Raw genomic sequence first — 24,620 nt, forward strand, 5'->3', positions numbered from 1 at the left:
CCGCGACGGCCGCACCACAGCAAGGAGAGCCGTGTGACCAAGCACCGCAGAAGAACCGCACTGGTCGGGGTGGGGGCCCTGACCGCCGGTCTCCTCCTCACCGCACCCCAGCCCGCCGAGGCCGCCAACCTGGTCAAGAACCCCGGGTTCGAGACCGCGGGCACCGACGGGATGCCGTACTGCTGGGAGAAGTCCGGCTGGGGCGACAACGACTTCGGCTTCGCGACCGTCTCCGACGCCCGCAGCGGCGCCGGCGCCCTGAAGGTCACGCTGACCCGGCGGGTCGACGGCGACCGCAAGGCGCTGATCACCGAGTCGGCCGAGTGCGCGCCGGTGGTGGCGGCGGGCAGGCAGTACGACCTCGGGCTCTGGTACAACTCGACGACGCCGGACGCGAACATCACCCTGTTCCGGCACGACACGACGGCGGGCTGGCAGTACTGGACCGACCTCAAGACCCTGGACATGGCCTCGGCCTGGACGCAGGCGACGGTCCGCACCCCCGAGGTCCCGGCCGGCACCGACCGCATCACCTGGGGCGTCTCCGTCTACGGCACCGGCTCGGTGACCACCGACGACTACACGATGGAGCAGGTCCCCGACACACTTCCGCCCCCGCAGTGCACCGGCACGGCCGACCAGTGCGCGAACGGCAGTTGGTCGGTGCTGCCCACGCAGAACCCGGTCCGCTCCATGCACTCCGTCGTCCTCAACAACGGCAAGGTGCTGCTGATCGCGGGTTCCGGCAACAGCGAGGAGAACTTCGACGCGGGCACGTTCACCTCCGCGGTGTACGACCCGGCGAACGGCACCTACAAGGTGATTCCCACGCCCAAGGACATGTTCTGCGCCGGGCACGTCCAGCTCCAGGACGGCCGGGTGCTCGTGCTGAGCGGCAACAAGGCGTACCCGGTCGCCGGCGGCCACGGCTACGAGGGCTTCAAGGACTCGTACGTCTTCGATCCGAAGAACGAGAGCTACAGCAGGACGAACGACCTGAACGACGGCCACTGGTATCCGTCGGCGACCGAGCTCGGCAACGGGGACGTGATCTCCTTCGGCGGGCTGCGCGAGGACTCGACCGGGTCGGTGACCGCCGAGTACTGGTCGGACAAGGACCAGCAGTGGCTGCCGCTGTGGAAGGTCAACCAGACCTGGTCGTACTGGGGCCTGTACCCGTCGATGATCCTCATGCAGGACGGGCGGCTCTTCTACACGGGCAGCCATGTCTTCGGCAACAACATCCCCGGCACCGGCTCGGCGATCTACGACTACGACGCCAACACGGTCACGCATATCCCGGGGCTGCGGAACAAGGACGAGCGGGACCAGTCGGCGAGCGTGCTGCTGCCGCCGGCGCAGGACCAGAAGGTCCTCACCCTCGGCGGCGGCAACATCGACTCCAACCCGGACGCGAACCGGCTGACCGACCTCATCGACCTCAAGCAGGCCAACCCGTCGTACACGCCCGGTCCGCTCATCCCGCAGGGCACGGTCGACCTCGGCAACGGCAAGGTCGCCGAGAGCGGCGCCCAGGGCAAGATGTACGTCTCCGCCGTGCTGCTGCCCGACGGCAAGGTCCTGGAGACGGGCGGCGCGCTGCACAACCGGGCCAACCCGGTGTACGAGTCGTCGGTCTTCGACCCGGCGACGTCGACGTTCGACCCGGTGGCCGCCGACCCCGAGGCCCGCGGCTACCACTCCGCGGCGTTCCTGCTGCCCGACGGCCGGGTGATGGCGACCGGCGACAACCCGGGCAACGGCACCTGGAACCACAACGTGTCGATCTACACCCCGCCCTACCTCTACCAGGGCACGCGCCCGACGATCACGTCGGTGATCGACACCGAGTGGACCTACGGCGACACCCAACGGATCACGGTCGACCGCCCCATCGCCAAGGCCGAGCTGATCCGCCCGGCAGCGGTGACCCACTCCTCCGACCCGAACCAGCGCTTCGTCGACCTGCCCCTGTCGGTCGACGGCAACAACGTCGACCTGAACGTCACGAGCAACCCCAACCTCGCCCCGCCCGGCTGGTACATGCTCTTCGCGGTGGACGCGAACGGCGTGCCCTCGGTGGCCCAGTGGGTCCACCTCCAGGGCCCGGCGGCCCTGAGCGCCTCCGACGCCTCGCCCCACGTCCACGCCTTCGCCGACTCCCTCTCGGGCAAGGTCTCGGGTCCCGGCACGAAGCGCACGTCCCAGAAGATCAGCCCCACGATCTCCGGCTGCGACCGCCACTACGGCTCGGTCAACGTTTGCGTGCCGACGGTGTTCCCGCCGGAGGTCAAGAAGACGACCAGCGCCCGCTGCACCTGGCTGAAGCAGAACCACTACGGCCGCCTGAAGGTCAACGGCCGGGACGACCCCCTCGGCCTGGACCCGGACAGGAACCAGGTTGCCTGCGCGTAAGGGGATGTGAGGAGGCGTCAGCTCAGGTCGGCGTACTCGGCGAGGGCGCGCTCCACGATCGCCTCCAGCTGGTCGTGGTGGGCGCCCTTCCAGTAGGCGCGGCCGCAGGCGCGGCACTGGGCGAAGACGTCGTACGAGCGGTGGGTGCCGTGCTTCAGCTGGTGCGCCACCTCCTCCTTCGTGGCCTCCTTCAGCAGGCCGTTGCAGGCGGTGCAGCGGGTCCAGGGGCAAAGCTCGGGGCGGAAGCGGTCGAGGACGTCGCGGAGCTGGTCCTCGGGACGGGTGCTGTAGACGAAGGCGCCCGCCCAGAGTTCGCGGCGGCGGAGCAGGCCCCGGTCGCGGCTGAGCATGACCCGCTTCTCGGCCGCCGAGCGGGCGGCCAGCGCCGGGTCGCCGATGTCCGTCGACTCGTACGCCGTGTCGACGCCCAGCAGGCGCAGCCGGCGGGCCAGCGTGCCGAGGTGGACGTCGAGGAGGAAGCGCAGGGGAGCGCCGGGGACCTGCTGGGGCCGCTCGACCGCCCGCACGCTCACCGTCTCGCCCGGCGCCGGGACGTGCGACACCGGCACCTCGCGGCCGTCCACCACCAGGGCGCCCACCTCGGTCAGCGGGACGCCGAGGGACTCGACGACGTGGCCGAGCGTGGAGACGCCGTCGGTGACGACCGGGGTGGCGCCCCCGCGTCGGGTGTGCGGGACGAACAGGCGCAGGCTGGGGGCGAACTCGACGTGGATCTCGGTACCGTTCACCCGGCCAGGATGGCACGGGGGAGGGCCGCCACCTCAGGGATTTTCGTTGGGCAGGCCGTGTTCCAGGACGTCCAAAGTGCGGTCCACGAGGTCCTCGAAGTCGTCCCGGTGGCCGCGCTCGGCCCAGTACAGGGAGGTCTCCATCAGGCCGCCGATCAGCGACATCGCGTAGACCCTGACCTCCAGGCTGTCGGGATCCCGGCCGGTGCGCTCGCCGATGGCCTGGCACAGCATGCGGCCCGTGGACGACATGCTCTCCATCATCCGTGAGCGCACCGCGGGGACCTCGACCATCAACCGGGTCCGCAGCCGGGACACCTCGACGTCCTCCATGACGCCCATCCGGACCGCCCGGTGCATCACGTGCCGCAGGGAGTCCGGCCACGGCTCGTCCGCGGGCCGGGCGCGCAGCTCCTCCAAGAGGACGGCGTCGTACTCGTCCGTGAGGACGATGTCCTCCTTGGTCGGGAAGTACCGGAAGACGGTCGACGGCGACACCTCGGCCCGGTCGGCGATCTGCTCGATCGTCGTGGCGTCGTACCCCTGCTCCTCGATCAGCGCGTACGTCGCCCTGCGGATCGCCTCGCGGGTCTTGATCTTCTTCCGCTCGCGGAGTCCCAACTGGGGGCGGTCGGCGGGGGTGGTGGTGCGTGCGGCCGTCATGACGGTCATTGTCCGGCATCCGCCCCGGGGGCGACCATGGCCCGGTCCCCCGCCGGGGTCTTCCGCGGCTCGTTCCCTACGGCCGCCGCGGTGCCCGGCAGGAACGCGGCCGCCAGCAGTGCCGCCACCAGCGATGCGATGCCGCAGACCAGCAGTACCAGGCCCATGCCGTGCACGTACGCGCCGTCCGCGGAGGCCGCCAGGTGCGCAGAGCCCGCCTTCTGGGCGACGAGGTGTGCGGCGACCACGGACTCCCTGGCGGTGTGCGCCGCCTGCGCGGGCAGCCCGGTGACGTCGAGCCGGTCGCGGAAGGCGCCCGCCGGCAGGCTGCCGAGCAGGGCGATGCCGACGGCGCCGCCGACCTGGCGCAGCGTCATCAGCAGCCCGGAGCCGCTGCCGGCGCGGTCGGCGGGCAGGGCGGCGAGCGCCCCGTCCATCGCCGGGACGACGGAGAAGCCGAGGCCGAGGCCGGCGATCGACAGCCACAGCGCGGTGAAGCCGTAGCCGGAGTCCACCGTCGTACGGCTGCCCAGCAGCGCGGCGAAGGCGAGCACCACCAGGCCCGCGCTGACCACGGCCCGCGCCCCGAACTGGGCGACGACCGGCTGTGCGCCCTTCGCGGCGACCATCAGCCCGCCCATCATGGGCAGCAGCCGCAGGCCGGTGCCGAAGGCGTCGTGGCCGAGGACGGCCTGCAGATACGGCGGCAGCACGAACATCAGGCCGGACAGGACGAACATCACCAGGGTCGCGGCGACCGTGTTGAGAGGAAGCCGCGCCGGCCAGGGCCCACCAGCGGCGGGGATCGCGCCGCACGTCTTCGCTGTGAGTGACAGTAGGCATGAAATGAAAGTAGCTCTCAAAATCGAGACACTGTCAATCAGAGCGACTAGCGGCATAGAAAAATGGCCACGGCTCCTGGAGCCGTGGCCATCGGGGAGGACGGGATTACGCGTGCTGGTACGCCACCAGCGAGATGCCGATGTAGTGCACGACGAAGGCGGCGAGGGTGAAGGAGTGGAACACCTCGTGGAAGCCGAACCAGCGCGGTGACGGGTTCGGTCGCTTGATGCCGTAGACCACGCCGCCCGCGCTGTACAGGAGGCCGCCCGTGACCACCAGGACCAGCACGGCGATGCCGCCGTTGCGCAGGAAGTCCGGCAGGTAGAAGACGGCCGCCCAGCCCATCGCGAGGTAGCAGGGGGTGTAGAGCCAGCGCGGGGCGCCGACCCAGAAGACGCGGAAGACGATGCCCGCGGCTGCCGCGGCCCAGATGCCCCACAGTAGCCACTGCCCCTGGGCGCCGGGCAGGAGCAGCAGTGTCAGCGGCGTGTAGGTGCCGGCGATGATCAGGAAGATGTTCGCGTGGTCGAGGCGGCGCAGCACGCCGTCCATGCGGGGGCCCCAGTTGCCCCGGTGGTACAGCGCGCTGACGCCGAACAGCAGGCAGGCGGTCAGGGCGTAGATCCCGCAGGCGATTCTCCCGCGGGTCGAGTCGGCGAGGGCGGTGAGCACCAGTCCCGCGATGAGTACGGCCGGGAACATGCCGAGGTGCAGCCAGCCGCGGAGCTTGGGCTTGACCGGATGCGGCAGGGAGAGCGCGACCGGACCGCGGCCGGCGGCCGGGGAGTCCTGAGGCGCGTCGGAGGCGGACGCAGTCATGCGGGGCATGGTACCTACGCCCCCGTAAGTCGGGGGTCAGTGCCGTGCCGTGGCCGGCCGGAACACAAAAAGACCTTCAGCTGAACCCCACGTGCCGCAAAGAGTCGCGGAAACCGTGGCATTCCTCACGTCGCTCACCTGTGAGGCGCTCTGGACAGATGCGCACTATCATCAGATGATCAAATGAGTGCGGTCGACACCGGATGAGCGGCTACGAAGCATCCGGGTCGCAGCCCCCACGGGGCAACAAGGATAAAATCCCTCTTTTAGGAGCAACCGTGGCGCGCGACATCGCGGCTCCCCCCGTCATCCCCACCAACCATCAGGAACTGATCTCGTGGGTGAACGAGATCGCTGAACTGACGCAGCCGGACAACGTGGTCTGGTGTGACGGATCCGAGGCCGAGTACGAGCGACTGTGCGAGGAGCTCGTCGAGAAGGGCACCTTCAAGAAACTCGACCCGATCAAGCGCCCCAACTCCTACTACGCGGCCTCCGACCCGACCGACGTCGCGCGCGTCGAGGACCGGACCTTCATCTGCTCCGAGAAGGAGGAGGACGCCGGCCCCACCAACAACTGGAAGGCGCCCGCCGAGATGCGGGAGATCTTCCAGGGCACGGAGGGCAAGGGTGGCATATTCCGCGGCTCCATGAAGGGCCGCACGATGTACGTCGTCCCGTTCTGCATGGGCCCGCTCGGTTCCCCGCTGTCCGCGATCGGTGTCGAGATCACCGACTCCGCGTACGTCGCCGTGTCCATGCGCACGATGACCCGCATGGGCAAGGCCGTCCTGGACGAGCTCGGCGACAGCGGCTTCTTCGTCAGGGCCGTCCACACCCTCGGCGCCCCGCTGGAGCCCGGCCAGCAGGACGTGCCGTGGCCGTGCAACTCCACCAAGTACATTTCGCACTTCCCCGAGACCCGCGAGATCTGGTCCTACGGCTCCGGCTACGGCGGCAACGCCCTGCTCGGCAAGAAGTGCTACGCCCTGCGCATCGCCTCCGTCATGGCGCGCGACGAGGGCTGGCTGGCCGAGCACATGCTGATCCTGAAGCTGACCCCGCCGCAGGGCGAGTCGAAGTACGTCGCCGCGGCCTTCCCGAGCGCCTGCGGCAAGACGAACCTCGCCATGCTGGAGCCGACGATCTCCGGCTGGACCGTCGAGACCATCGGCGACGACATCGCCTGGATGCGGTTCGGCGAGGACGGCCGCCTGTACGCGATCAACCCCGAGGCCGGCTTCTTCGGCGTCGCGCCCGGCACCGGCGAGCACACCAACGCCAACGCGATGAAGACGCTGTGGGGCAACGCGGTCTTCACCAACGTCGCCCTCACCGACGACGGCGACGTGTGGTGGGAGGGCATGACCCAGGAGCCGCCCGCCCACCTCACCGACTGGAGGGGCAACGACTGGACGCCGGAGTCCGAGACCCCGGCGGCCCACCCCAACGCCCGCTTCACCGTCCCCGCCTCGCAGTGCCCGATCATCGCGCCCGAGTGGGAGGACCCGAAGGGCGTGCCGATCTCGGCGATCCTCTTCGGCGGCCGCCGCGCCACCGCGGTTCCGCTGGTGACGGAGTCCTTCAACTGGAACCACGGCGTCTTCCTCGGCGCGAACGTCGCCTCCGAGAAGACCGCCGCCGCCGAGGGCAAGGTCGGCGAGCTGCGCCGCGACCCGTTCGCGATGCTGCCGTTCTGCGGCTACAACATGGGCGACTACATGGCCCACTGGATCGAGGTCGCCAAGGACAAGGACCAGTCCAAGCTGCCGAAGATCTACTACGTCAACTGGTTCCGCAAGAACGACGAGGGCAAGTTCGTCTGGCCGGGCTTCGGCGAGAACAGCCGCGTCCTGAAGTGGATCGTCGAGCGCCTCGGGGGCAAGGCCGAGGGCGTCGAGACCCCGATCGGCATCCTGCCGACCAGGGAGGCCCTGGACACCAACGGCCTGGAACTGTCGGAGTCCGACCTCGACTTCCTCCTCACCGTCGACAAGGACGTGTGGCGCGAGGAGGCGGCACTCATCCCCGAGCATCTGAACACCTTCGGCGACCACACGCCCAAGGAGCTGTGGGACGAGTACCGCGCCCTGGTCGAGCGCCTGGGCTGACGCCCGCCCGAGCTCCGCGGCCGGCCCGACTTGCCCTGACCTGCGACGTCGCCACGGCCGGCCGCGGTGACGACCCGCAAGAGGCCGGTCGCGCACAACGGCGTGCGCGACCGGCCTCTTCGGCGTCCGCGACGGGTCCCTTCGGGGCGTCCGTGACGACCGCTCCCTCTTTCCCGGCCGCAACGGCGAGCAACCCCCATGACGCAGCCCGGCGGTGCCGAACCGTGCGCAACACAAGGCAGCCGCCGCACCCACACCCCGTACCCACACCACTGCCCCGCAGCCGCACAGCAAACGGCCACACAGGACAACGGCCAAGCCGGCGCAGTGCCATGGCGCCCGGTCCGCGCGTCGCTGCGGGTGCACGCGGACCGGGGCCGTTCAGGGAACCCTCGGCGGAGGGCTAATGGGCGGCGCCGCTCAACTCCTGCGGCTCACCCTGCGCGGCAGCGGCGGCGTGCGCGTCCATCCGCTCGGCCGCCAGAATCGCCGCCGCCGTGTCCGCCCGGGACGCGGCGACCACGAGTGCGCGCCCGGCGAGCGCGTGCGCTCGCTGGTGCAGAGCCGACGGCTCCCGGACGGTGGCCACCGATGCACGGACCGGGGCACAACCTCCCCGCAGCCGGGTCACCTGCTCGGCGAGCCGCTCGGCCGCGGCGTCCAGGTCGGCGGACGGGGCCAGCGCGCGCAGCTCGTCCGTGACGGCGAGCAGCGCGGCGAGATGGCCCGCGAGCTGGATGTCCAGCTCCTCCTCGCGGGAGCGGTGGGGGAAGTCGGAGGGGGTGCCGGCCATCGTGCTGTGGACCGACTTGGTGCGGATCGGCTCGTACATGGGATGGCCTCCTGTGCTCTGACAGAAACCATCCTAGCTTAGAAGCTGTCTAAAGTTGCTTCGGTTCGCGGAACCGGACCGTACGGCCACCCAGGGTGAGCGTCAGGGCTGGCTGTAGCCGTCCAGGAAGTTCCCGATCCGCCCCATCGCGTCCCGCAGGTCCCCGACCGTCGGCAGGGTGACCACCCGGAAGTGGTCCGGCTCGGGCCAGTTGAAGCCCGTGCCCTGGACGACCATGATCTTCTCGCGGCGCAGCAGGTCCAGGACCATCTGCCGGTCGTCCTTGATCTTGAAGACCTTGGGGTCGAGGCGCGGGAAGAGGTACAGCGCACCCTTCGGCCGTACGCACGTCACGCCCGGGATCTGGGTGAGCAGGTCGTAGGCGACGTCCATCTGCTCCTTCAGCCGCCCGCCGGGCAGCACCAGGTCGTTGATGGTCTGCCGCCCGCTGAGCGCGGCGACGACACCGTGCTGGCCCGGCATGTTCGCGCACAGGCGCATGTTCGCCAGGATCGTCAGGCCCTCGATGTAGGAGTCGGCGTGCGCGCGCGGCCCGGAGATCGACATCCAGCCGACCCGGTAGCCCGCCACCCGGTAGGCCTTCGACATCCCGTTGAACGTCAGCGTCAGCAGATCGGGGGCGACCGCGGCGGTCGGCGTGTGCGTGGCGCCGTCGTACAGGATCTTGTCGTAGATCTCGTCGGAGCAGACCAGCAGGTTGTGCCGGCGGGCGATGTCGGTCAGGCCCTTGAGCACGGCCTCGTCGTAGACCGCGCCCGTCGGGTTGTTCGGGTTGATGATGACGATCGCCTTGGTGCGGTCGGTGACCTTGCGCTCGACGTCGGCGAGGTCGGGCATCCAGTCGGACTGCTCGTCGCAGCGGTAGTGGACGGCGGTGCCGCCGGACAGGGACACGGCGGCGGTCCACAGCGGGTAGTCCGGCGCCGGTACGAGTACCTCGTCCCCGTCGTCCAGCAGGCCCTGCATCGCCATCACGATCAGTTCGGAGACGCCGTTGCCGATGAAGACGTGCTCGACGTCCGTCTCGATGCCGAGGGTCTGGTTGTGCATGACGACCGCGCGGCGCGCGGCCAGCAGGCCCTTCGCGTCGCCGTAGCCGTGCGCCGACGACACGTTGCGGAGGATGTCCTCCAGGATCTCGGGCGGACACTCGAAGCCGAACGCGGCCGGGTTGCCGGTGTTCAGCTTGAGGATCCGATGGCCAGCCGCCTCAAGCCGCATCGCCTCCTCGAGTACCGGGCCCCGGATCTCGTAACAGACGTTGGCGAGCTTGGTCGACTGGATCACCTGCATGTCAGGGAGCTTACGACCGGGTAACGCACCGTGGGCCGTGTTTTCCACCACGTGAGACGCGTCGGTGTGGGCTGTTGTCGCCGGTAGCTGTCTCGCCGGCCTCTGACGTCCCTGGAATTCCCGGCCCTGTCCGGCGATGCCGGTGCGGAGCCGGGGCTCGGTGGCGGCGAACGTCGGTTTCCGCCGAACGTGTACCACCCGCAGGCCGCGCTCACCCCGGCGTACGGCGTACGGGGAGTCGCCGAGCCGGCGGCCGCCCATGAGTGGCAGAACGCGTACGACGGGACGCGCGGGCTGCCCCCGGTGCCGTACGCCGGGGTCGCGGGCGGCGAACGGCGGCCGGTGCGCGCGGAGGAAGACGAGGAGAGCGGCCGGCGGCCGCGCCGCATGGCGGTCGCCGCCGGGGCGGTCGGGGTCGTGTCCTCGCCGCCCCGGTCGCGTGGGTCTCCGGCTCGGGGTCCTCCGTCTCCGCCCCCACCACCACGGCTGCCGCCTCCGCGCCCACCTCCACCGCGGGGGCGTCGGCCCCGGGCGACTCCGGCGGCAGGGGACACGGGAGGGGTGCCGCCAAGGTGCCAAGTGAGCGCCTGTCCCGGTCAGTTGACGGACCATCCGTATCCCTCGGACCGCATACAGCTCCTTGTGGCCACCCCCTCGGCCCCATCACAATGCGCATGACAAGACAGGCGACCGGAAGATCTCCGGTCGCTCACGTCTGAAGAGGGGACCCCCACATGAGCAAGCCTCTCCTTGCCACGCTCGCGGCCCTGGTGATCACCGGGGCCGGCATGGCACCCGCGGCCGCGGCCACCCGGACGACGAGCGCGGCACCCGCGGTCAAGGCCGTCGACTTCGCCGGCACCGTGGCGCTCAGCAACTGCTCCGGCTCGGTCGTCCGCTTACCCAGCTCCGCGGACAGCGACCCGGCGCTCGTGCTCACCAACGGCCACTGCCTGGAGACCGGCTTCCCGTCACCCGGCGAGGTCATCGTCGACCAGGCCTCCAGCCGCTCCTTCGGCCTGCTCGACTCGGCCGGCACCCGGGTCGCGACGCTCCGCGCGAGCAAGGTCGCCTACTCGACCATGACCGACACGGACGTCACGATCTACCAGCTCACCCTCACCTACGCGCAGATCAAGAGCTCCTACGGCATCAGCGCGCTGACCGTGAACGACACGCACCCGGTCGCCAGCACCGCCATCAAGGTCGTCTCCGGCTACTGGAAGCGGATCTACAGCTGCAACATCGACGGCTTCGTGTACCGGCTGAAGGAGGGCGACTGGACCTGGAAGGACTCGGTCCGCTACACCTCCGCCTGCGACACCATCGGCGGCACCTCGGGCTCGCCGGTCGTCGACGCGACCACCGGCAAGGTCGTCGCCGTCAACAACACCGGCAACGAGGACGGCGAGCGCTGCACCGTGAACAACCCCTGCGAGGTCGACGCGAGCGGCAACGTCACCGTCCGGCAGGGCATCAACTACGCCGAGGAGACCTACCAGATCCCCGCCTGCTTCGGCACCGGCAACAAGCTGAACCTGAGCGCGAGCGGCTGCACCCTGCCCAAGCCGTAGTCCCCGCAAGCCGGTGACGGCGGGCGGTCACACCGGAGTACGGCGGACCGCCCGCCCCGCCAGCACGTCCGTCCGCCGCCCGTCCTCGATCACGAACCGGCCGTCGATCAGGACGTACGGGATGCCGGTCGGCAGGGCGCGCGGCTGCGCGAAGGTGGCGCCGGGCGCGACCGTGGCCGGGTCGAAGAGGACCAGGTCGGCCCGGTGCCCCTCGCGGACCAGGCCGCGGTCCGGCAGGCGCAGCCGGGCCGCGGGGCGCCCGGTGAGGTGCGCGACGCACTCCTCCAGCGACAGCACGCCCAGCTCCCGTACGTACCGGCCCAGGTACTGCGGGAAGGTGCCGTAGGCACGCGGGTGCGGCTTGGTGCCCTGGAGGATGCCGTCGGAGCCGCCGGTGTGGACGCGGTGGCGCATGATCGCCCGGACGTTCTCCTCGTGGCCCACGTGCTGCAGGATCGTCGAGCCGAGCCGGTCCTCGACCAGCAGACGGCGGGCGGTGGTCCACGGGGTCTCGCCGCGGCGGTCCGCCGACTCCTGCACCGTACGGCCGACGTACTCGGCGAGCGCCGGGTCGGTGACGCCGGAGATCTCGATCGTGTCCCACTCCACGGGCACGCCGTGGCAGCCGTCCGAGCCGGTGACCTCCAGGTGGTGGCGGATCCGCTCGGCGGTCTCCAGGTCCGTGAGCCGCTTGAGGATCTCCTCCGGGCCGCCCTCGCTCGCCCAGCTCGGCAGCAGCGCGACGAGGGTGGTGCAGCCGGGGGTGTAGGGGTAGGTGTCGAAGGTGATGTCGGCCCCGGCGGCGAGCGCGTCGTCCAGCAGCGCCAGCAGCTCGGGCGCCCGGCCCCTGTTCGGGCCGAAGTTCATGGTGGCGTGCGCGAGGTGCAGCGGGCAGCCGGCCTCGCGGGTCAGGGCCACCATCTCCTCGTACGCCTCCAGCGCCCCGGCACCGTACGAACGGTGGTGAGGGCAGTAGTAGCCGCCGTAGGCGGCCACCACCCGGCACAGCTCGGTCAGTTCGGCGTCCTCGGCGTACATCCCGGGCGGGTAGGTGAGCCCCGACGACATGCCGACGGCGCCCTGCTCCATGCCCTCGGCGACCAGCTGCCGCATCCGGTCCAGCTCTTCGGGCGTCGCCTCGCGGTCCTCCCAGCCGACGGCGAGCGCGCGGACCGTGCCCTGCGGGACGAGGTAGGCGGCGTTGACCGCGATGCCCTCGCCGTCGAAGCCGTGGTCGAGCCGGTCGAGGTACTCGCCGACCGTCCGCCAGGTGAAGTCGATGTCGTCGCCGTAGCCGTTCCAGCCGGTGATCGCGCGGCGCACCTCCTCGAGTGTGCGGTCGTCGACCGGCGCGTAGGACAGCCCGTCCTGCCCGATGACCTCGAGGGTGACGCCCTGCGCGGCCTTCGCGCTGTGGTCCGGGTCGCGCAGGAGGGCGAGGTCGCTGTGGGCGTGCATGTCGATGAAGCCGGGGGAGAGGACCAGGCCCTCGGCATCCAGCTCCCTCGTGGCCCGCGGGCGCTGGCAGCCCGCCGCCGCGGCCTCCTTGACGATCGAGACGATCCTGCCGCCCCTGACGGCCACATCGGCGCGGTAGGAGGGGGCGCCGGTGCCGTCGACGACGTCCGCGTCACGGATGACGAGGTCGGCGAGATCGGCGAGATCGGCGAGATCCACCGGATCCATGGGGCGCCTCCTAGAAGAACGTGCGGATGTAGTCGACGACCGTGCCGTCCGCCTCCGCCACCGGGATCAGCGGCCACTTGTCGAAGGACGTGCACGGGTGGGACAGCCCCAGGCCGAGCCAGTCGCCGACCTCCAGATCCGCCTCCGGCGTCGTGCGCAGCCAGGCGTGCTGGTCGGACAGGGCGTTGACCGAGATACCCGCGGCGGGGCGTTCGATGCCGTCCCGGCGCACGACCTGGGCGAAGGGGAGGTCGAGATCGTAGGCCGCGTCCCGCTTGCCGGCGTTGACGAAGGCCTGTTCGGCGGAGGGGCGGGAGACGACCTGCGTCCAGAGGCGGAAGGCGGGGTGCAGGGCGCCCTCCTCCGGGATGCGGGTGAAGGGGGTTACCTTGCGGTAGTGGCCGTCGTCGTGCGAGACGTACGCGCCCGAGCGCAGCAACTTCAGCACCGGCAGGGAGAGTTCGGGGATCTCGGCGAAGACGTCGGCCACCGCGTCGAACCAGGCGCTGCCGCCCGCGCTGACCACGATCTCGTCGAGGCCCGTGCCGGAGAAGCGCCCCGCCTTGTCGAAGTCCACGGCGAGGGAGACGAGCCGACGCAGCCACGCCCGCACCCGCTCCGGGTCCGCCTGCGGGACCTCGCCCTCGTATCCCGCGACACCGACCAGACGCAGCGTTCCCGCGTGCGCCACCGCCTCCGCGACCGCCGCGCACTCCGTCTCCGTACGGACCCCGGTACGCGCGTCCTCGCCCGCGCCCAGCTCGACGACCACGTCGACCGGTCGGGCGGCCCCCCGCAGCGCCGCGTCCATCAGCTCCACCCCGCGCACGGAGTCGACGTAACAGACGAACCGGAAGGACGGGTCGGCGGCGAGTTCCGCGGCGATCCAGCGCAGGGCTGCCGCGTCCACCAGCTCGTTGGCCAGGAACACCCGCTGGATGCCGAACGCCCGCGCCACGCGCACCTGGTGCGGCACCGCGAGCGTGATGCCCCAGGCGCCGTGCTCGAGCTGGCGGTGGAAGAGCTGTGGGGCCATGGAGGTCTTGCCGTGCGGCGCGAAGGCGAGGCCGTGGCGGGCGGCGTACGTCTCCATGAGCTTCAGGTTGTGCTCCAGGCGCTCCGCGGAGAGGACGAGCACGGGCGTGGCGAAGCCGTCGGTGAAGAGGTTGCGGCGCTGGGCGGCCAGCTCGCCGACGGTCAGACCGTCCGCGTCCGGCGGGAGGCCCTTGAAGCGGTGGTCGACGCGTTCCTCGGCCAGGCGGGCGAGCGCTGCGGAGGGATCGACGGGGGTTGCGTCGGCCATGGAGCCTCCCTGATCGAGTGCGTTGCACTGCTTGCAACGCTCATTGCGTATGTCGCTTACCGTTGTCTAACATCTCGGCCAACGCGGGGTCAACGAAAGCGCCGGACCCGCGCAACCGACGAGGAGCTACGACCATCGTGACCGCCGACGGACACCCCACCGCCCCCGACGTCGTGGACGTCGTGACACTCGGCGAGTCCATGGTCACGTTCCTGCCCTCCCGTCCGGGCCGCCTCGCCGACGTCCCGTCCTTCGAGAGAACCATCGGCGGTGCGGAGTCGAACGTGGCCTGCATGCTGGCGGCCGCCGGGCACTCCGCGCGGTGGGTGAGCCGGGTCGGTGCGGACGGCTTCGGCGACCACCTGGTCGAGACGATCGGGGCGTACGGCGTCGACGTGTCGTCCGTACGCCGGGACCCGAGGCGCCCGACCGGCATCTACTTCCGCACCGCCGAAGACCGGGCCACCGACGCCCACGAGGTGGTGTACTACCGGGCCGGATCGGCGGCCTCCGCGATGGCGGCGGACACCGTCGACCTGGACGCCGTGCGCGCGGGCCGCGTCCTGCACCTGTCCGGGATCACGGCCGCGCTGTCCGAGGAGTGCCTGGACCTGGTGCGCGAACTGACCGCGCCCCACCCCGGCCGCCCGCTCGTCTCCTTCGACGTCAACCACCGGCCCGGCCTGTGGCGCGACGCGGACGGGCCTCGGGTGCTGCTGGAACTGGCGCGCGGGGCGGACATCGTGTTCGTGGGGGACGACGAGGCACGCGAGGCCTGGGGCCTGCACGGCGGCCGCGACATCCGGGAGGCACTGCCCGAACCGGAGATCGTGGTCGTCAAGCAGGGCAAGGGCGGGGCGACGGCCTTCGACAAGAACACCGAGGGGCTGATGTGCGACGCCGACGGCACCGTCACGTTCGTACGCGCCCTGCACGTCGACGTCGTGGCCGCCGTCGGCGCCGGCGACGCCTTCGCCGCCGGATTCCTGTCCGCCACCCTGCGCGGGCTCCCCGTACGCGACCGTCTCCGGCACGGCCACCTGATGGCCGCCGCCGCCCTCACCGTCCCCGGCGACCTCGCCGCACCCCCCGCCCGGAGCCACGCCGACCGCCTGGCCGCCCTCGACGACCAAGCGTGGGGGAGACTTCGACTCGGCCCCGGCTGGACACGGACCGTGCAGGGGGCCGAGGAGGAGGTACCCACGCCATGAGCCAGACCGTCGACCGCGCGCTGAGCATCCTGCCGCTGCTCGCCGAGGGCCCCGCCGACCTCGGCCAGGTCGCCGACCGCCTCGGCGTCCACAAGTCCACCGCCCTGCGCCTGCTGCGCACCCTCCACGAGCACGGGCTGGTCTACCGCCAGTCCGACCAGCGCTACCGCCTCGGCGCCCGCCTCTTCGCCCTCGCCCAGGAGGCGATGGAGAACCTCGACATCCGCGAGATCGCCCACCCCCACCTCGTACGCCTGAACGAGCAGTGCGGGCACACCGTCCACCTCGCGGTGTACGAGGAGAACGAGGTCCTCTACATCGACAAGGTAGAGAGCCGCTACCCGGTGCGCATGTACTCCCGGATCGGCAAGCCCGTCGCCATCACCGTCGCGGCGGTGGCGAAGCTGCTGCTCGCCGACCTGCCCGAGGCCGAGCGGCGCGCGGTCGCCGAGAAGCTCGACTACCCGATGTACACGGCCCGTTCGACGCCCAACGCGCCTGCTTTCCTACGCGAGTTGGAGAAGGTGCGCGAACAGGGCTGGGCCACCGACCTCGGCGGCCACGAGGAGTCCATCAACTGCGTCGCCGCCCCCATCCGCGGTGCCGACGGCCGGGTGGCCGCCGCGATGTCGGTCTCCGCGCCGAACGTCGTCGTCACCGCCGACGAACTCCTCACCCTGCTCCCCCTGGTGCGCCGTACCGCGGACGCCATCAGCGGCGAGTACTCCGGCAGGACCCCAGCTAAGGACACCGAATGACGGACAAGATCGCGCTCACGCCCAAGACCCACACCACCCCGCCCGCGAAGTTCTCGCACGGCGTCAAGAAGGGGAACGTCCTCCAGGTCGCCGGCCAGGTCGGCTTCCTGCCCGCCGAGGAGGGCAAGCCGCCCACGCCCGCCGGTCCGACCCTGCGCGAGCAGACCCTCCAGACCCTCGCCAACGTCAAGGCGATCCTCGAGGAGGGCGGCGCGACCTGGGACGACGTGATGATGATCCGCGTCTATCTGACGGACGTGGACCACTTCGCCGAGATGAACGAGATCTACAACGCCTACTTCGAGGAGCAGGGCCTCACCCAGCCGCCCGCCGCGCGCACGACCGTGTACGTCGGTCTGCCCGCGGGACTCCTCATCGAGATCGACGCGCTCGCCGTACTGGGCTGAGCCACTGACGGTCTCTCACCCCCCGCACTCCGTACGTCTGCACGGCACGGCGCCCCCCATCCCCTGGGGCGCCGTGCCGCGATCCCCCCTGCCCGAAAGCTGTATGTACTTACGCAGAGGACCCCCGTATGTCCCATCCATTCGCCGCCACCGCTCCCGCCGCGCCACCCCACACCGGTGGCTTGCTCCTCCTCGTCCACGGCACCGCCGGACTGCTGCTGGTCGCCGCCCTCGGCATAGCGCTCCTGCTGTTCCTGATCATCAAGGCGAGACTCCAGCCGTTCGTCGCGCTGCTCGCCGTCTCCATAGCCGTCGGCCTGCTGGCCGGCCTGTCGGTCACCGAACTGTTCGGCACGGTCCAGCGCTCGGACGCCGTCTCCACCATCGAATCCGGCATGGGCGGCATCCTCGGCCACGTCGCGATCATCATCGGGCTGGGCACAATGCTCGGCGCCATTCTCGAAGTCAGCGGCGGCGCCGAGGTGCTGGCGTCCCGGCTGCTGGGGCTGTTCGGCGAACAGCGGGCGCCCCTCGCCATGGGCCTGACCGGCCTGATCTTCGGCATTCCCGTCTTCTTCGACGTCGGCATCTTCGTCCTCGCGCCGCTCGTCTACGCGGCCGCCAAACGCTCGGGCAAGTCGATCCTGCTCTACTGCCTGCCCCTGCTCGCGGGCCTGTCCATGACGCACGCCTTCCTGCCGCCGCACCCCGGCCCGGTCGCCGCCGCGGGACTGCTGCACGTGCAGCTCGGCTGGGTCATCCTCATGGGCATCGTCTGCGGCATCCCGGCCGTGCTCGCCGCCTGGGCGTTCTCCGCTTGGATCGGCAAGCGCATCTTCGTCCCCGTACCGCAGGACATGGTCGAGGCGGCGGCGGAAGCGAAGCTGGCCGTCATCAACGAGCAGCGCGAGGCCGGCGTCGAACCGCAGGAGAAGCCGGTGCCGCTGGGCATGGTCCTCGGCATCATCGGTACCCCCCTGGTGCTGATCCTCGCCGCCACCTTCTCGTCCATCGCGCTCGACCCCTCCACGGGCCGCTCGGTCATCGAGTTCTTCGGCCACCCGTTCGTGGCCCTCACCATCGCCCTGCTCCTCGCGTACTACCTGCTCGGCATCCGCCGCGGCTGGTCCCGCAAGTCCCTGGAGACCGTCTCGACCGCGTCGCTCAAGCCGGTCGGCAACATCCTGCTGGTCGTCGGCGCGGGCGGCGTCTTCGGCGCGGTCCTCAAGGCGAGCGGGGTCGCGCAGGCCCTGTCGGACACCTTCAACGGCGTCGGCCTGCCGGTGATCGTCCTGTCGTACCTGATCTCGGTGGTGCTGCGCGTGGCCCAGGGCTCGGCCACGGTCGCGATCGTGACGACGGCGGGCATCGTGGCCCCCCTCCTGACCGAGGGCCACCACTCCCAGGCCTTCGTCGCCCTCGTCATCATGGCGATCTCCGCCGGCTCCATCTTCGCCTCGCACGTCAACGACGGCGGCTTCTGGATGGTGGCCAAGTACTTCGGCATCAGCGAGCGGGACACCCTGAGGACGTGGACGGTGCTGGAGAGCGTGCTGTCGGTGGCGGGGTTCGCGGGGGCGGCGGTGCTGAGCGTGTTCGTATAAGGACCGGGATCCGGGGGCGGGGACCTCCCGGGGCGGGGGCCGGGGACCGGGGGCGCACCCGGGCAACCGGACGGGGGCGCACCCGGGCAACCGGGAACCGCCCCGGAACCGACCCGCCCGCGACCGCCTTGTCGTGTCCAATGGGATGGGGGGAGCACGGATCGGGCTTGTGGGGGTGGCCGCGACGATGGGATTCTTGAGCCCATGTCGCAGCTCCCTCACCTGCCCGATCACGGAGCGGTACTCGCGGAGGTGAGGACGGTGCGGCGGGCCGGAGTCGTCAGGCTGCGCGGGCTCGACACCCCCGAACTCACCCGTATTGCGGGCGAACGGCCGGGTGAACAGGGCGAGTTACCGGCCCACGCGGTCGAACGACTGCTGCGGGACGCGGTCGCCGCGATCGGCGGCGGAACCCTGCAGACCGCGGCCGAGTACAGCCTCGGGCTCGCCCAGGGAACCCGTGACTGGCCCGCCGCCGACCTGCGCCGACGGGCCGCCGAGGTATACGGCGTCAGCGTCGAACGGTTCCGCAAACACCACGAGTTGATGGTGCTCGGGCAGATCACGGAGCAGGTCCTCGGCATCGCCGCCCGCACCGGCCTCCCGTCGGCAGACACGCGGCCCGTCCGTCTCGCCGCCGCCCACCGCGTCGTCAAGCCCTACGTCCACGACCGGGCCGTCCCCGTCACCCTGCACGTCCACTCGGTTGACCTGCTGCGGGACGTCGACGTCGTCGTCTCCCCGTCCAACACCTACTTCGCGCTGCCCGCGCCGTACAAGGCCTCGGTCGCCGCGACCCTGCGCTGCGCCGCAGCACGCACCGACCCCACGGGGGGACTCGTCCAGGACCACATCCACGACGAACTCCGGGCGTGGGCCCTCCGCAAAGGGCCCCCCGCCGGGCGGCCCTGCCCGGCACCGTCGCCGCCACTCCGCGGGCGCCCTCGCCGACCAGGGCATCCGCCGCGTCTACCACCTGGCCGTCGCCGTGCCGCGCCCCGGCACCAACGACTACGACGTCCAGGCGGCCGACATCACCCGTGCCGTCACCCGGGCGTTCCGGTTGCTGGCCGAGGAGTCCCCGCGCCACGACCCGCCGCTCGCCTCCATCTGCCTGCCCCTGCTCGGCGCCGGCCGCGGGGGGCCGCCACCGCTGGAGAGCTTCGGCGCGCTGTGGACGGCCGTCGAGGCGGAACTGGCCCGCGGCGCTCACTGGGACGTCCACCTCGTGATGCGCCGCCATGCCCGGGCCGACCTGGTGGAACGGTTGCTGGGCGAGATGGGGCGGCGTTCGTAGGGGAAGGCCGGTGTCGAGGTGTCGGGGGCGGCGGGGGTCGGCCAAGTGGGTTCAGGACCACACCCGTTGACCACACAACCGTAGGGCGACGCCCGCAAGCGACGCCCGCAAGCCGACAAGGGGGAACCGTGAATCCATACGCCGTGCTCGCCGCGGCCGCGGCCGGGTGGGACCGGTTCGCCGACCGTATCGCGGAGCCGACGCGCGAGCGGCTCGCCGCGCTGCTGGCCGTCGTACGCCACCGGCGGACCGACGAGCATGCCCGCCGCACCGCCGCCGAGGAGGCGCAGGTGTGACTCAGGTGAACCGGGGTGAGAGGAGGGCTGGCTGTTCCCGGCACAGGTACGTCGTCCATACTTCCGGCGTGGAGCAGCGTATAGGTTCGAGCAGCCAGCCCCTGGAGGGCGCCGGATTCGACCCGGCCTTCATCCCCGGGCTCACCTCACCCGCGTCGGCGGAGCAGGAGGACGCAAGGTCGGAGGAGGCCAGGTCGGAGGAGGCCGAGGAGAAGGCCGAGGAGAAGGCCGAGGAGAAGGCCGAGGAGAAGGCCGAGGAGAAGGCCGAGGAGAAGGTCGCCGCAGAGGACGCCCCGGTCGAGGACGGGGTCCCCGAGGACGCCGAGGAGTCCTCCGACGAGCAGGAGCCCTCCGGGGGCCCCGTCTTCGAGGCGTCCGACCGCCGCGCGAAGATCGTCGCCGACCACAAGGGCGTACGCCTCGCACTCGACGACCAGGAGTGCGAGTTCCGCTGGGACGAGATCGGCGCCGTCGAGACGGAGATCCCGCGCTTCGGCAAGCGGTTCACCGTGACCGTGCACACCCCTGACCGCCGCTGGTACCCGATCGAGATCGAGGCGACGGCCAGGAGCCGCTTCAAGGAGTGGGAGGAGCAACTGGACGCGGTGCTGGACGCGTACTTCGAGGACGGCGAGGAAGAGCCGGCCGAGGCGCCCGAGGCCACCGAGGCCACCGAGGGCAAGGCCTAACCGCAGTACTGGGCTTCCTTGCCGATCGACCGGTACATGCAGTCGGCGTTCTCCAGAAGCTGTAGCACCGCGTCCCGGTTCCGCGACGGCCGTGATCTGCTGCTTCCCGCCGACGACCCGGCTGCGCGCGAAGTCGGCGACGACCTTCACCTCGGGCGCCGACTCGGGGGCGGATCCCCGGTACGTCTCGGAGGACGTGGACCCCGAAGAGCCGCCGCAGCAGCCCCACTTGTAGTTCCAGTTGCGGTTGAGGTCCGTACCGACGTACGACGACCCGCTGTTGGGCTGCCGGTTCTTGCGCCACGAGCGGTACGACCCGGTCGCGATGTCGTACTCGCCGCCGTCCGGGTTGAGGTCCGGCACGATCCAGATCTCGCGGCTGTTGACGAGGTTGGTGATGCGGGAGTCGGTTCCGTATCCGGCGCCGAACTCGCGCAGCAGGTACAGCGCCATCTCCACGGTGAGGTGCTCGCGGGCGTGCTGGTGGAAGGTGAGGAGCACCTCGGGCTCGTTCTCGTCGGTGGCGACATTGTCGCTGACCTTGATGGCGACGATGTCCCGCCCCTGGTACGACTTGCCGATCACGCGCTTGCTCATGATGGCCGGGTAGGCGGCGAGCCGCTGGTCGATCTCCCCGGTCATCTCCGCGTAGTTGTGGTACTTCGAGTCGGCGGAGGGAAAGTCGTAGAGCCCTACGTCGCCGGAGCCGGCGGAGCGGTCGGGGGCGGCGCCCAGGGCGCTGACGTCGTACCCGAGCCGACGTAACCGCCCGATCTGGTCGGCCCGTCCGGAGACGACCACGGTCTCCTCGTCGGCCTCGTCCACGGTGACGCCGGTCTGCTGGATGGCCGTACGGGTCAGGGGGCGGTGCCCTGGTGGATCTCGTACTGCCGGACGTCGTCGGCGGAGGGGCCGGCTGCGCGAGAGCCGAAGCCGTGGCGCTGTTGGTTGCCGTCGCCGAGACGGGCGCCGCGAGGGCGAGCGCGAGCAGGGCGGACAACGCGGCGGAACGTCTGCCGGCGCGGACGCCTGAGCCGCGGGTGTGAAGTCGCATGAATTCTCCTCGATTCTCCAGGGATCCGGGGTCACCGGACGTGGGGAGCGGAGTTCGGAGTGGAGCTGGGGGGTGCTTCAGTGCGACGTGCGCGTGCGCTTACGGCGTGCGGGGATGGCCCATGCGGGGAAGGCCCATGCGGGTGTGGCGCTCATGGTGCGGCGCTGGCATGCTCAGGTCAAGAGACCTCAAAGAGCCGCTCCCCGGAAGTGACCGGAAAGCGGCGACGGCTCGCGGCTCAGAGCAGGTGGTCGGCCCTGCCCGCCTTGATGTCCGTGATGAGAGCGCGGAGGGCTTCGCGGGTGTCGCTGAGGTAGCGCTCCTCCTGGCCGGCTATGGCGATGTAAGCGTTGCCTTGGGGATCGGTGCCGAAGCGGAAGCAGGCCGATCCCTCAGCGCAGAACGGGTCTTCCCAGGTGATGTCGGGCACGGCGTCTCCTCAGAGCTGGCTGGCGATGTCCTGGATGAAGGCGTACGACTCCTCGGGCGACAGGGCGCGGTCCTCCATCCAGTCCAGTTGGGCGCGGTACTTGGACAACTGGGCTTCCTGGTACAGGAATTCCGGACCGTGCGCACTGTCGATCTGGACCGTGTCGAGTTGCGGCACGGGCCCCTCCAGGTAGACCACGGTCTGCCCCGCGCCGGGGAAGGATCCCGCGTCGAACGGGATGACCTGCAGCACCACATGAGAGCGCTCTGACATGGCGAGCAGGTGTTCCAGCTGTGCTCGGGCGACCTTGCGGCCGCCGAACTGCATGCGGAGGGCCGCCTCGTGGACTATCCCGACGTATTCGGTCGGACTGTCGCCCTCGAGGATCCGCTGGCGCTCCAGACGGTGTGCGACTCGCAGGGCGATCTCGTGCTCGGGCAACGGCGGCAGCGCGGCCTTGAAGACGGCCTGAGCGTAGTCGCTGGACTGCAGGAGCCCAGGCATGTGGATCAGGTGCACGCTACGGATCCGCGCCGCATGGTGTTCCAGCTCGGCGATGTCGAGAAGGCCGGCCGGAAGGGTGCCGCGGTATCGCTCCCACCAGCCCCGTTCGGCGGGTTGGGTCATCTCGGCCAGCGCGTCGATGTACGCCTCGTCGTCACAGTCGCAGTTGCAGGCCAGCGTGCGCAGTCGCTCGGGGCTGATGGCGCGCGTGCCCGACTCGATGTTGGAGATCTTGCCGCGGTCCACACCGAGCAGCCCGGCGGCGCGTTCGCCTGTCATTCCGGCGGCGGTGCGCATCTTCCGCACCTCTGCCCCGAGCCTCTTCTGACGCTCTGTCGGGGACGTCCTCGCGGCCATGCCGTTCCTTCCTCCAAGCCAGAGACACCCTACGTGGTGCTTGGGTTCCCCTAAATGCGGGGCAACTTAACCCCCCGATGCTCTACAGTCAGTTATGCACAAGCTACACACCGCAGTTGGCAGTGCATCGCGCGAGTCTGCCCGCAATCTCCTTCCCTGGGAGGGGCAGGGCCGCGTCAGGGAGACGAGCCACCGACTGCACGCAACCAGTCCGCGAATCCATGCCCGCCCCCCGACACTTGGAGACACACGCATGTCCCGCTGCCCGATCACCCCCACGTACCCGGGGGACCGCACAACCCCCACCCCCGACACCCTGGCCTACAGCTTCACGCTCCCGGCGTCACTCGCGAGCCCGGCCTTCGCCAGAACGGCGGCCAGGGAGATTCTCAGGGCGCACGGACTGCACGACATGCTGGACCCGGCGCTGCAAGCGGTGGGCGAACTGACGGCAACGGCCTGCCAGTTCACCGAGTCCCCGAACTACTACCTCCGCCTGCGCTACCGAACCGGCACGCTCCGCCTGATCGCCTACGACAGCCATCCCCGCCACACGCACCCGAACCTGGCCACGGCCTGCGACACCCGCCGCCGCGCAGCCCTGCGCCTCCTCGCCTGCGTCTGCCGCGCCTGCAACGGAGCCTGGGGCTTCGGCGAGGCACACGAACCGGGCGGCGGCACCCGCATGTGGGCGACCCTGCCGAGAGAGGGCACGGCAACGTACGGCGCAGTCGCCCCACCGCGCACCATCAGCCCTACCGGAAGGGGATGGTGAGCCAGGGGCTGTCGGGCTCGGACATGAGGATCCGGTGGGCCTCCAGCACGTCCGTGTACCAGTGCCCGAACTCCTCGTCGTCGAAGTGCAGACACCGGCCGAGGATGTACCCCGCGGAGAAGTCCTGCCAGGAAGTACGCCGCCCAGTCACCACGCCCCTTCGCCTCCAGGAGCGCCTGCTCGACCTCGGTAGGCGGCACCCAACTCGGCGAGACTGGAGGCCCAAAACCGACGGGTGGCGGCCCGAACGACATCTACTTCCTCTCTCTCGAGGGCGGAGCAGCTACGGTCGACGGCGGAGCCATCAACTCCACAACTCATCACGGCAGTTCCGGCCCGGGAGTCGAAGGACGACGACGTCGCTCGCAGGCGCCGCGAGTTCGCCGCGCTGCTCGGCGAGTTCCGGCGTACGGCCGTGCTCGTACCGCTCGACGAGGACGACGTACCCCTCGTGGGGGACTATGGCGGAATCCGGTGGATCTACGCCTTCTCCGACGAGGCGGCGCTCGCCCGCTTCGCTGTCGCGAGGGGTGAAGGTTCGCGGGAGTGGGCGTACCGGCGGGTCCTGGGCGCGCGGCTGCTCGATGCCGCCGTGCCGGCGACGGGGGTGCCGTGCGGGGTGGCCCTGGACGTGGGGAGTGACGGCGACGGCGTGCTGTTCCCGCCGGTGGCGGGGATCGTGCCGGACAAGTCGGCGTTGGACGTGGAAGAGAAGGGGAGCAACCGCGGTGAGCGGTGACTGGGGCAATGACATCAAGGCCGAGGGACTGGACCTCATCACCCAGGGCATCACGCTGACGTTGGGTGAGCTCAAAGAGATCGGCATCGACAGCGTCGCCGGCGTGGGGCGAGGATTCGAGAACGTCGCCCTGTCCGGGCTGGAGTTGGGGCACGACGGGCTGACGTCGGCCTTCAAGTCCTTCTGAAAA

General features: G+C 70.6%; 23 protein-coding genes and 3 pseudogenes. 13 read left to right on the forward strand and 13 right to left on the reverse strand.

Features of this window, described 5'->3' with window-relative positions:
- The first annotated feature begins 33 nt into the window (after window positions 1–33).
- Window positions 34–2,415: a galactose oxidase early set domain-containing protein gene (locus ABZV31_RS26820; protein ID WP_355898650.1), complete on the forward strand. Its 2,382-nt coding sequence runs from the start codon at window positions 34–36 to the stop codon at window positions 2,413–2,415.
- 17 nt (window positions 2,416–2,432) lie between these two features.
- Here ABZV31_RS26820 and ABZV31_RS26825 read toward each other — a convergent pair whose 3' ends face one another.
- The 4 genes and pseudogenes from ABZV31_RS26825 to ABZV31_RS26840 form a co-directional block, all read right to left on the reverse strand.
- Entirely contained in the window at window positions 2,433–3,164 is a 732-nt protein-coding gene (locus ABZV31_RS26825; protein ID WP_355898653.1) for a Mut7-C RNAse domain-containing protein, read from the reverse strand.
- A 33-nt stretch (window positions 3,165–3,197) separates the two neighbouring features.
- Entirely contained in the window at window positions 3,198–3,836 is a 639-nt protein-coding gene (locus ABZV31_RS26830) for a TetR family transcriptional regulator (RefSeq protein ID WP_355898656.1), read from the reverse strand.
- Window positions 3,833–4,605 (reverse strand): annotated as a pseudogene (locus ABZV31_RS26835) (MFS transporter); the annotation flags it as partial. The gene ABZV31_RS26830 and the pseudogene ABZV31_RS26835, both read right to left, overlap by 4 nt.
- Before the next feature lie 170 nt (window positions 4,606–4,775).
- Entirely contained in the window at window positions 4,776–5,489 is a 714-nt protein-coding gene (locus ABZV31_RS26840; protein ID WP_355898659.1) for a hemolysin III family protein, read from the reverse strand.
- A 278-nt stretch (window positions 5,490–5,767) separates the two neighbouring features.
- On the opposite strand from ABZV31_RS26840, the gene ABZV31_RS26845 reads away from it, so the two are divergent.
- Window positions 5,768–7,600, forward strand: a complete 1,833-nt coding sequence (locus tag ABZV31_RS26845; RefSeq protein WP_355898662.1) for a phosphoenolpyruvate carboxykinase (GTP) — start codon at window positions 5,768–5,770, stop codon at window positions 7,598–7,600.
- A 403-nt stretch (window positions 7,601–8,003) separates the two neighbouring features.
- Here the strand turns inward: ABZV31_RS26845 and ABZV31_RS26850 are convergent, their stop codons facing one another.
- Window positions 8,004–8,432: a hypothetical protein gene (locus ABZV31_RS26850; RefSeq protein WP_355898665.1), complete on the reverse strand. Its 429-nt coding sequence runs from the start codon at window positions 8,430–8,432 to the stop codon at window positions 8,004–8,006.
- Between the two features lie 102 nt (window positions 8,433–8,534).
- A complete protein-coding gene (locus tag ABZV31_RS26855; protein WP_355898668.1) occupies window positions 8,535–9,746 on the reverse strand; it encodes a pyridoxal phosphate-dependent aminotransferase in 1,212 nt (403 codons plus the stop codon).
- Window positions 9,747–10,480: 734 nt separating this feature from the next.
- Between ABZV31_RS26855 and ABZV31_RS26860 the strand changes: the two genes are divergently transcribed.
- Entirely contained in the window at window positions 10,481–11,320 is an 840-nt protein-coding gene (locus tag ABZV31_RS26860) for a serine protease (RefSeq protein WP_355898671.1), read from the forward strand.
- A 27-nt stretch (window positions 11,321–11,347) separates the two neighbouring features.
- Here the strand turns inward: ABZV31_RS26860 and ABZV31_RS26865 are convergent, their stop codons facing one another.
- Both ABZV31_RS26865 and ABZV31_RS26870 read right to left on the reverse strand, forming a co-directional pair.
- Window positions 11,348–13,006 (reverse strand): D-aminoacylase, encoded by a 1,659-nt coding sequence (locus tag ABZV31_RS26865; RefSeq protein ID WP_355898674.1) that lies wholly within the window; start codon window positions 13,004–13,006, stop codon window positions 11,348–11,350.
- Between the two features lie 10 nt (window positions 13,007–13,016).
- Window positions 13,017–14,309 carry an amino acid deaminase gene (locus tag ABZV31_RS26870; protein WP_355898677.1) on the reverse strand — a complete coding sequence of 431 codons (1,293 nt, stop codon included), beginning with the start codon at window positions 14,307–14,309 and terminating at the stop codon, window positions 13,017–13,019.
- Window positions 14,310–14,446: 137 nt separating this feature from the next.
- Between ABZV31_RS26870 and ABZV31_RS26875 the strand changes: the two genes are divergently transcribed.
- The 4 genes from ABZV31_RS26875 to ABZV31_RS26890 all read left to right on the forward strand — a co-directional run bounded on the left by ABZV31_RS26875 (window position 14,447) and on the right by ABZV31_RS26890 (window position 18,289).
- Window positions 14,447–15,520 carry a sugar kinase gene (locus ABZV31_RS26875; protein WP_355898680.1) on the forward strand — a complete coding sequence of 358 codons (1,074 nt, stop codon included), beginning with the start codon at window positions 14,447–14,449 and terminating at the stop codon, window positions 15,518–15,520.
- On the forward strand, window positions 15,517–16,278 hold the full coding sequence (locus tag ABZV31_RS26880; protein WP_355898683.1) for an IclR family transcriptional regulator: 762 nt from the start codon (window positions 15,517–15,519) through the stop codon (window positions 16,276–16,278). The genes ABZV31_RS26875 and ABZV31_RS26880 overlap by 4 nt, the downstream gene beginning before the upstream one ends.
- Window positions 16,275–16,685, forward strand: a complete 411-nt coding sequence (locus ABZV31_RS26885) for a RidA family protein (protein WP_355898686.1) — start codon at window positions 16,275–16,277, stop codon at window positions 16,683–16,685. Before ABZV31_RS26880 ends, ABZV31_RS26885 begins: the two co-directional genes overlap by 4 nt.
- Window positions 16,686–16,813: 128 nt before the next feature.
- The gene (locus ABZV31_RS26890) at window positions 16,814–18,289 is read left to right on the forward strand and encodes a gluconate:H+ symporter (protein ID WP_355898689.1); all 1,476 of its coding nucleotides are present in this window, start codon (window positions 16,814–16,816) and stop codon (window positions 18,287–18,289) included.
- 351 nt (window positions 18,290–18,640) lie between these two features.
- On the opposite strand, the gene ABZV31_RS26895 is transcribed toward ABZV31_RS26890, so the two are convergent.
- Window positions 18,641–18,958, reverse strand: a complete 318-nt coding sequence (locus ABZV31_RS26895) for a hypothetical protein (RefSeq protein ID WP_355898692.1) — start codon at window positions 18,956–18,958, stop codon at window positions 18,641–18,643.
- 319 nt (window positions 18,959–19,277) lie between these two features.
- Here ABZV31_RS26895 and ABZV31_RS26900 point away from each other — a divergent pair, with 319 nt between their 5' ends.
- The 3 genes from ABZV31_RS26900 (at window position 19,278) to ABZV31_RS26910 (ending at window position 20,571) form a co-directional block, all read left to right on the forward strand.
- Complete coding sequence (locus ABZV31_RS26900; RefSeq protein ID WP_355898695.1) at window positions 19,278–19,586, forward strand: hypothetical protein; 309 nt, start codon at window positions 19,278–19,280, stop codon at window positions 19,584–19,586.
- Between the two features lie 128 nt (window positions 19,587–19,714).
- Window positions 19,715–19,882, forward strand: coding sequence for a hypothetical protein (locus ABZV31_RS26905; protein WP_355898698.1), 168 nt, complete (start codon window positions 19,715–19,717; stop codon window positions 19,880–19,882).
- A 68-nt stretch (window positions 19,883–19,950) separates the two neighbouring features.
- Window positions 19,951–20,571, forward strand: a complete 621-nt coding sequence (locus ABZV31_RS26910; RefSeq protein WP_355898701.1) for a hypothetical protein — start codon at window positions 19,951–19,953, stop codon at window positions 20,569–20,571.
- On the opposite strand, the pseudogene ABZV31_RS26915 reads toward ABZV31_RS26910, so the two are convergent.
- From ABZV31_RS26915 to ABZV31_RS26925, 3 genes and pseudogenes are all read right to left on the reverse strand, one after another.
- Window positions 20,568–21,625: pseudogene (locus tag ABZV31_RS26915) on the reverse strand (M14 family zinc carboxypeptidase). The gene ABZV31_RS26910 and the pseudogene ABZV31_RS26915 sit on opposite strands and share 4 nt — an antisense overlap.
- 238 nt (window positions 21,626–21,863) lie before the next feature.
- On the reverse strand, window positions 21,864–22,055 hold the full coding sequence (locus ABZV31_RS26920) for a hypothetical protein (RefSeq protein ID WP_355898703.1): 192 nt from the start codon (window positions 22,053–22,055) through the stop codon (window positions 21,864–21,866).
- Between the two features lie 9 nt (window positions 22,056–22,064).
- Complete coding sequence (locus ABZV31_RS26925; protein WP_355898705.1) at window positions 22,065–22,916, reverse strand: helix-turn-helix transcriptional regulator; 852 nt, start codon at window positions 22,914–22,916, stop codon at window positions 22,065–22,067.
- A gap of 253 nt (window positions 22,917–23,169) precedes the next feature.
- On the opposite strand from ABZV31_RS26925, the gene ABZV31_RS26930 reads away from it, so the two are divergent.
- The gene (locus tag ABZV31_RS26930) at window positions 23,170–23,691 is read left to right on the forward strand and encodes an ATP-binding protein (protein ID WP_355898708.1); all 522 of its coding nucleotides are present in this window, start codon (window positions 23,170–23,172) and stop codon (window positions 23,689–23,691) included.
- On the opposite strand, the pseudogene ABZV31_RS26935 reads toward ABZV31_RS26930, so the two are convergent.
- Window positions 23,672–23,824: pseudogene (locus ABZV31_RS26935) on the reverse strand (DUF1266 domain-containing protein); the annotation flags it as partial. The gene ABZV31_RS26930 and the pseudogene ABZV31_RS26935 sit on opposite strands and share 20 nt — an antisense overlap.
- 186 nt (window positions 23,825–24,010) lie before the next feature.
- Here ABZV31_RS26935 and ABZV31_RS26940 point away from each other — a divergent pair.
- Both ABZV31_RS26940 and ABZV31_RS26945 read left to right on the forward strand, forming a co-directional pair.
- Complete coding sequence (locus ABZV31_RS26940) at window positions 24,011–24,430, forward strand: hypothetical protein (protein WP_355898857.1); 420 nt, start codon at window positions 24,011–24,013, stop codon at window positions 24,428–24,430.
- On the forward strand, window positions 24,420–24,617 hold the full coding sequence (locus tag ABZV31_RS26945; RefSeq protein WP_355898711.1) for a hypothetical protein: 198 nt from the start codon (window positions 24,420–24,422) through the stop codon (window positions 24,615–24,617). Before ABZV31_RS26940 ends, ABZV31_RS26945 begins: the two co-directional genes overlap by 11 nt.
- Window positions 24,618–24,620: the final 3 nt, after the last annotated feature.

It is taken from the genome of Streptomyces sp. NPDC005202 (assembly GCF_040608235.1).
Taxonomy (GTDB): domain Bacteria; phylum Actinomycetota; class Actinomycetes; order Streptomycetales; family Streptomycetaceae; genus Streptomyces.

What these genes read in the sequence shown, in the direction of transcription:
- ABZV31_RS26865 (WP_355898674.1), bottom strand. Translation starts at nt 13,006, where the DNA reads ATGGATCCGGTGGATCTCGCCGATCTCGCCGATCTCGCCGACCTCGTC.
- ABZV31_RS26925 (WP_355898705.1), bottom strand. Translation starts at nt 22,916, where the DNA reads ATGGCCGCGAGGACGTCCCCGACAGAGCGTCAGAAGAGGCTCGGGGCA.
- ABZV31_RS26870 (WP_355898677.1), bottom strand. Translation starts at nt 14,309, where the DNA reads ATGGCCGACGCAACCCCCGTCGATCCCTCCGCAGCGCTCGCCCGCCTG.
- ABZV31_RS26880 (WP_355898683.1), top strand. Translation starts at nt 15,517, where the DNA reads ATGAGCCAGACCGTCGACCGCGCGCTGAGCATCCTGCCGCTGCTCGCC.
- ABZV31_RS26840 (WP_355898659.1), bottom strand. Translation starts at nt 5,489, where the DNA reads ATGACTGCGTCCGCCTCCGACGCGCCTCAGGACTCCCCGGCCGCCGGC.
- ABZV31_RS26890 (WP_355898689.1), top strand. Translation starts at nt 16,814, where the DNA reads ATGTCCCATCCATTCGCCGCCACCGCTCCCGCCGCGCCACCCCACACC.
- ABZV31_RS26885 (WP_355898686.1), top strand. Translation starts at nt 16,275, where the DNA reads ATGACGGACAAGATCGCGCTCACGCCCAAGACCCACACCACCCCGCCC.
- ABZV31_RS26830 (WP_355898656.1), bottom strand. Translation starts at nt 3,836, where the DNA reads ATGACCGTCATGACGGCCGCACGCACCACCACCCCCGCCGACCGCCCC.
- ABZV31_RS26850 (WP_355898665.1), bottom strand. Translation starts at nt 8,432, where the DNA reads ATGTACGAGCCGATCCGCACCAAGTCGGTCCACAGCACGATGGCCGGC.
- ABZV31_RS26855 (WP_355898668.1), bottom strand. Translation starts at nt 9,746, where the DNA reads ATGCAGGTGATCCAGTCGACCAAGCTCGCCAACGTCTGTTACGAGATC.
- ABZV31_RS26930 (WP_355898708.1), top strand. Translation starts at nt 23,170, where the DNA reads ATGTCCCGCTGCCCGATCACCCCCACGTACCCGGGGGACCGCACAACC.
- ABZV31_RS26860 (WP_355898671.1), top strand. Translation starts at nt 10,481, where the DNA reads ATGAGCAAGCCTCTCCTTGCCACGCTCGCGGCCCTGGTGATCACCGGG.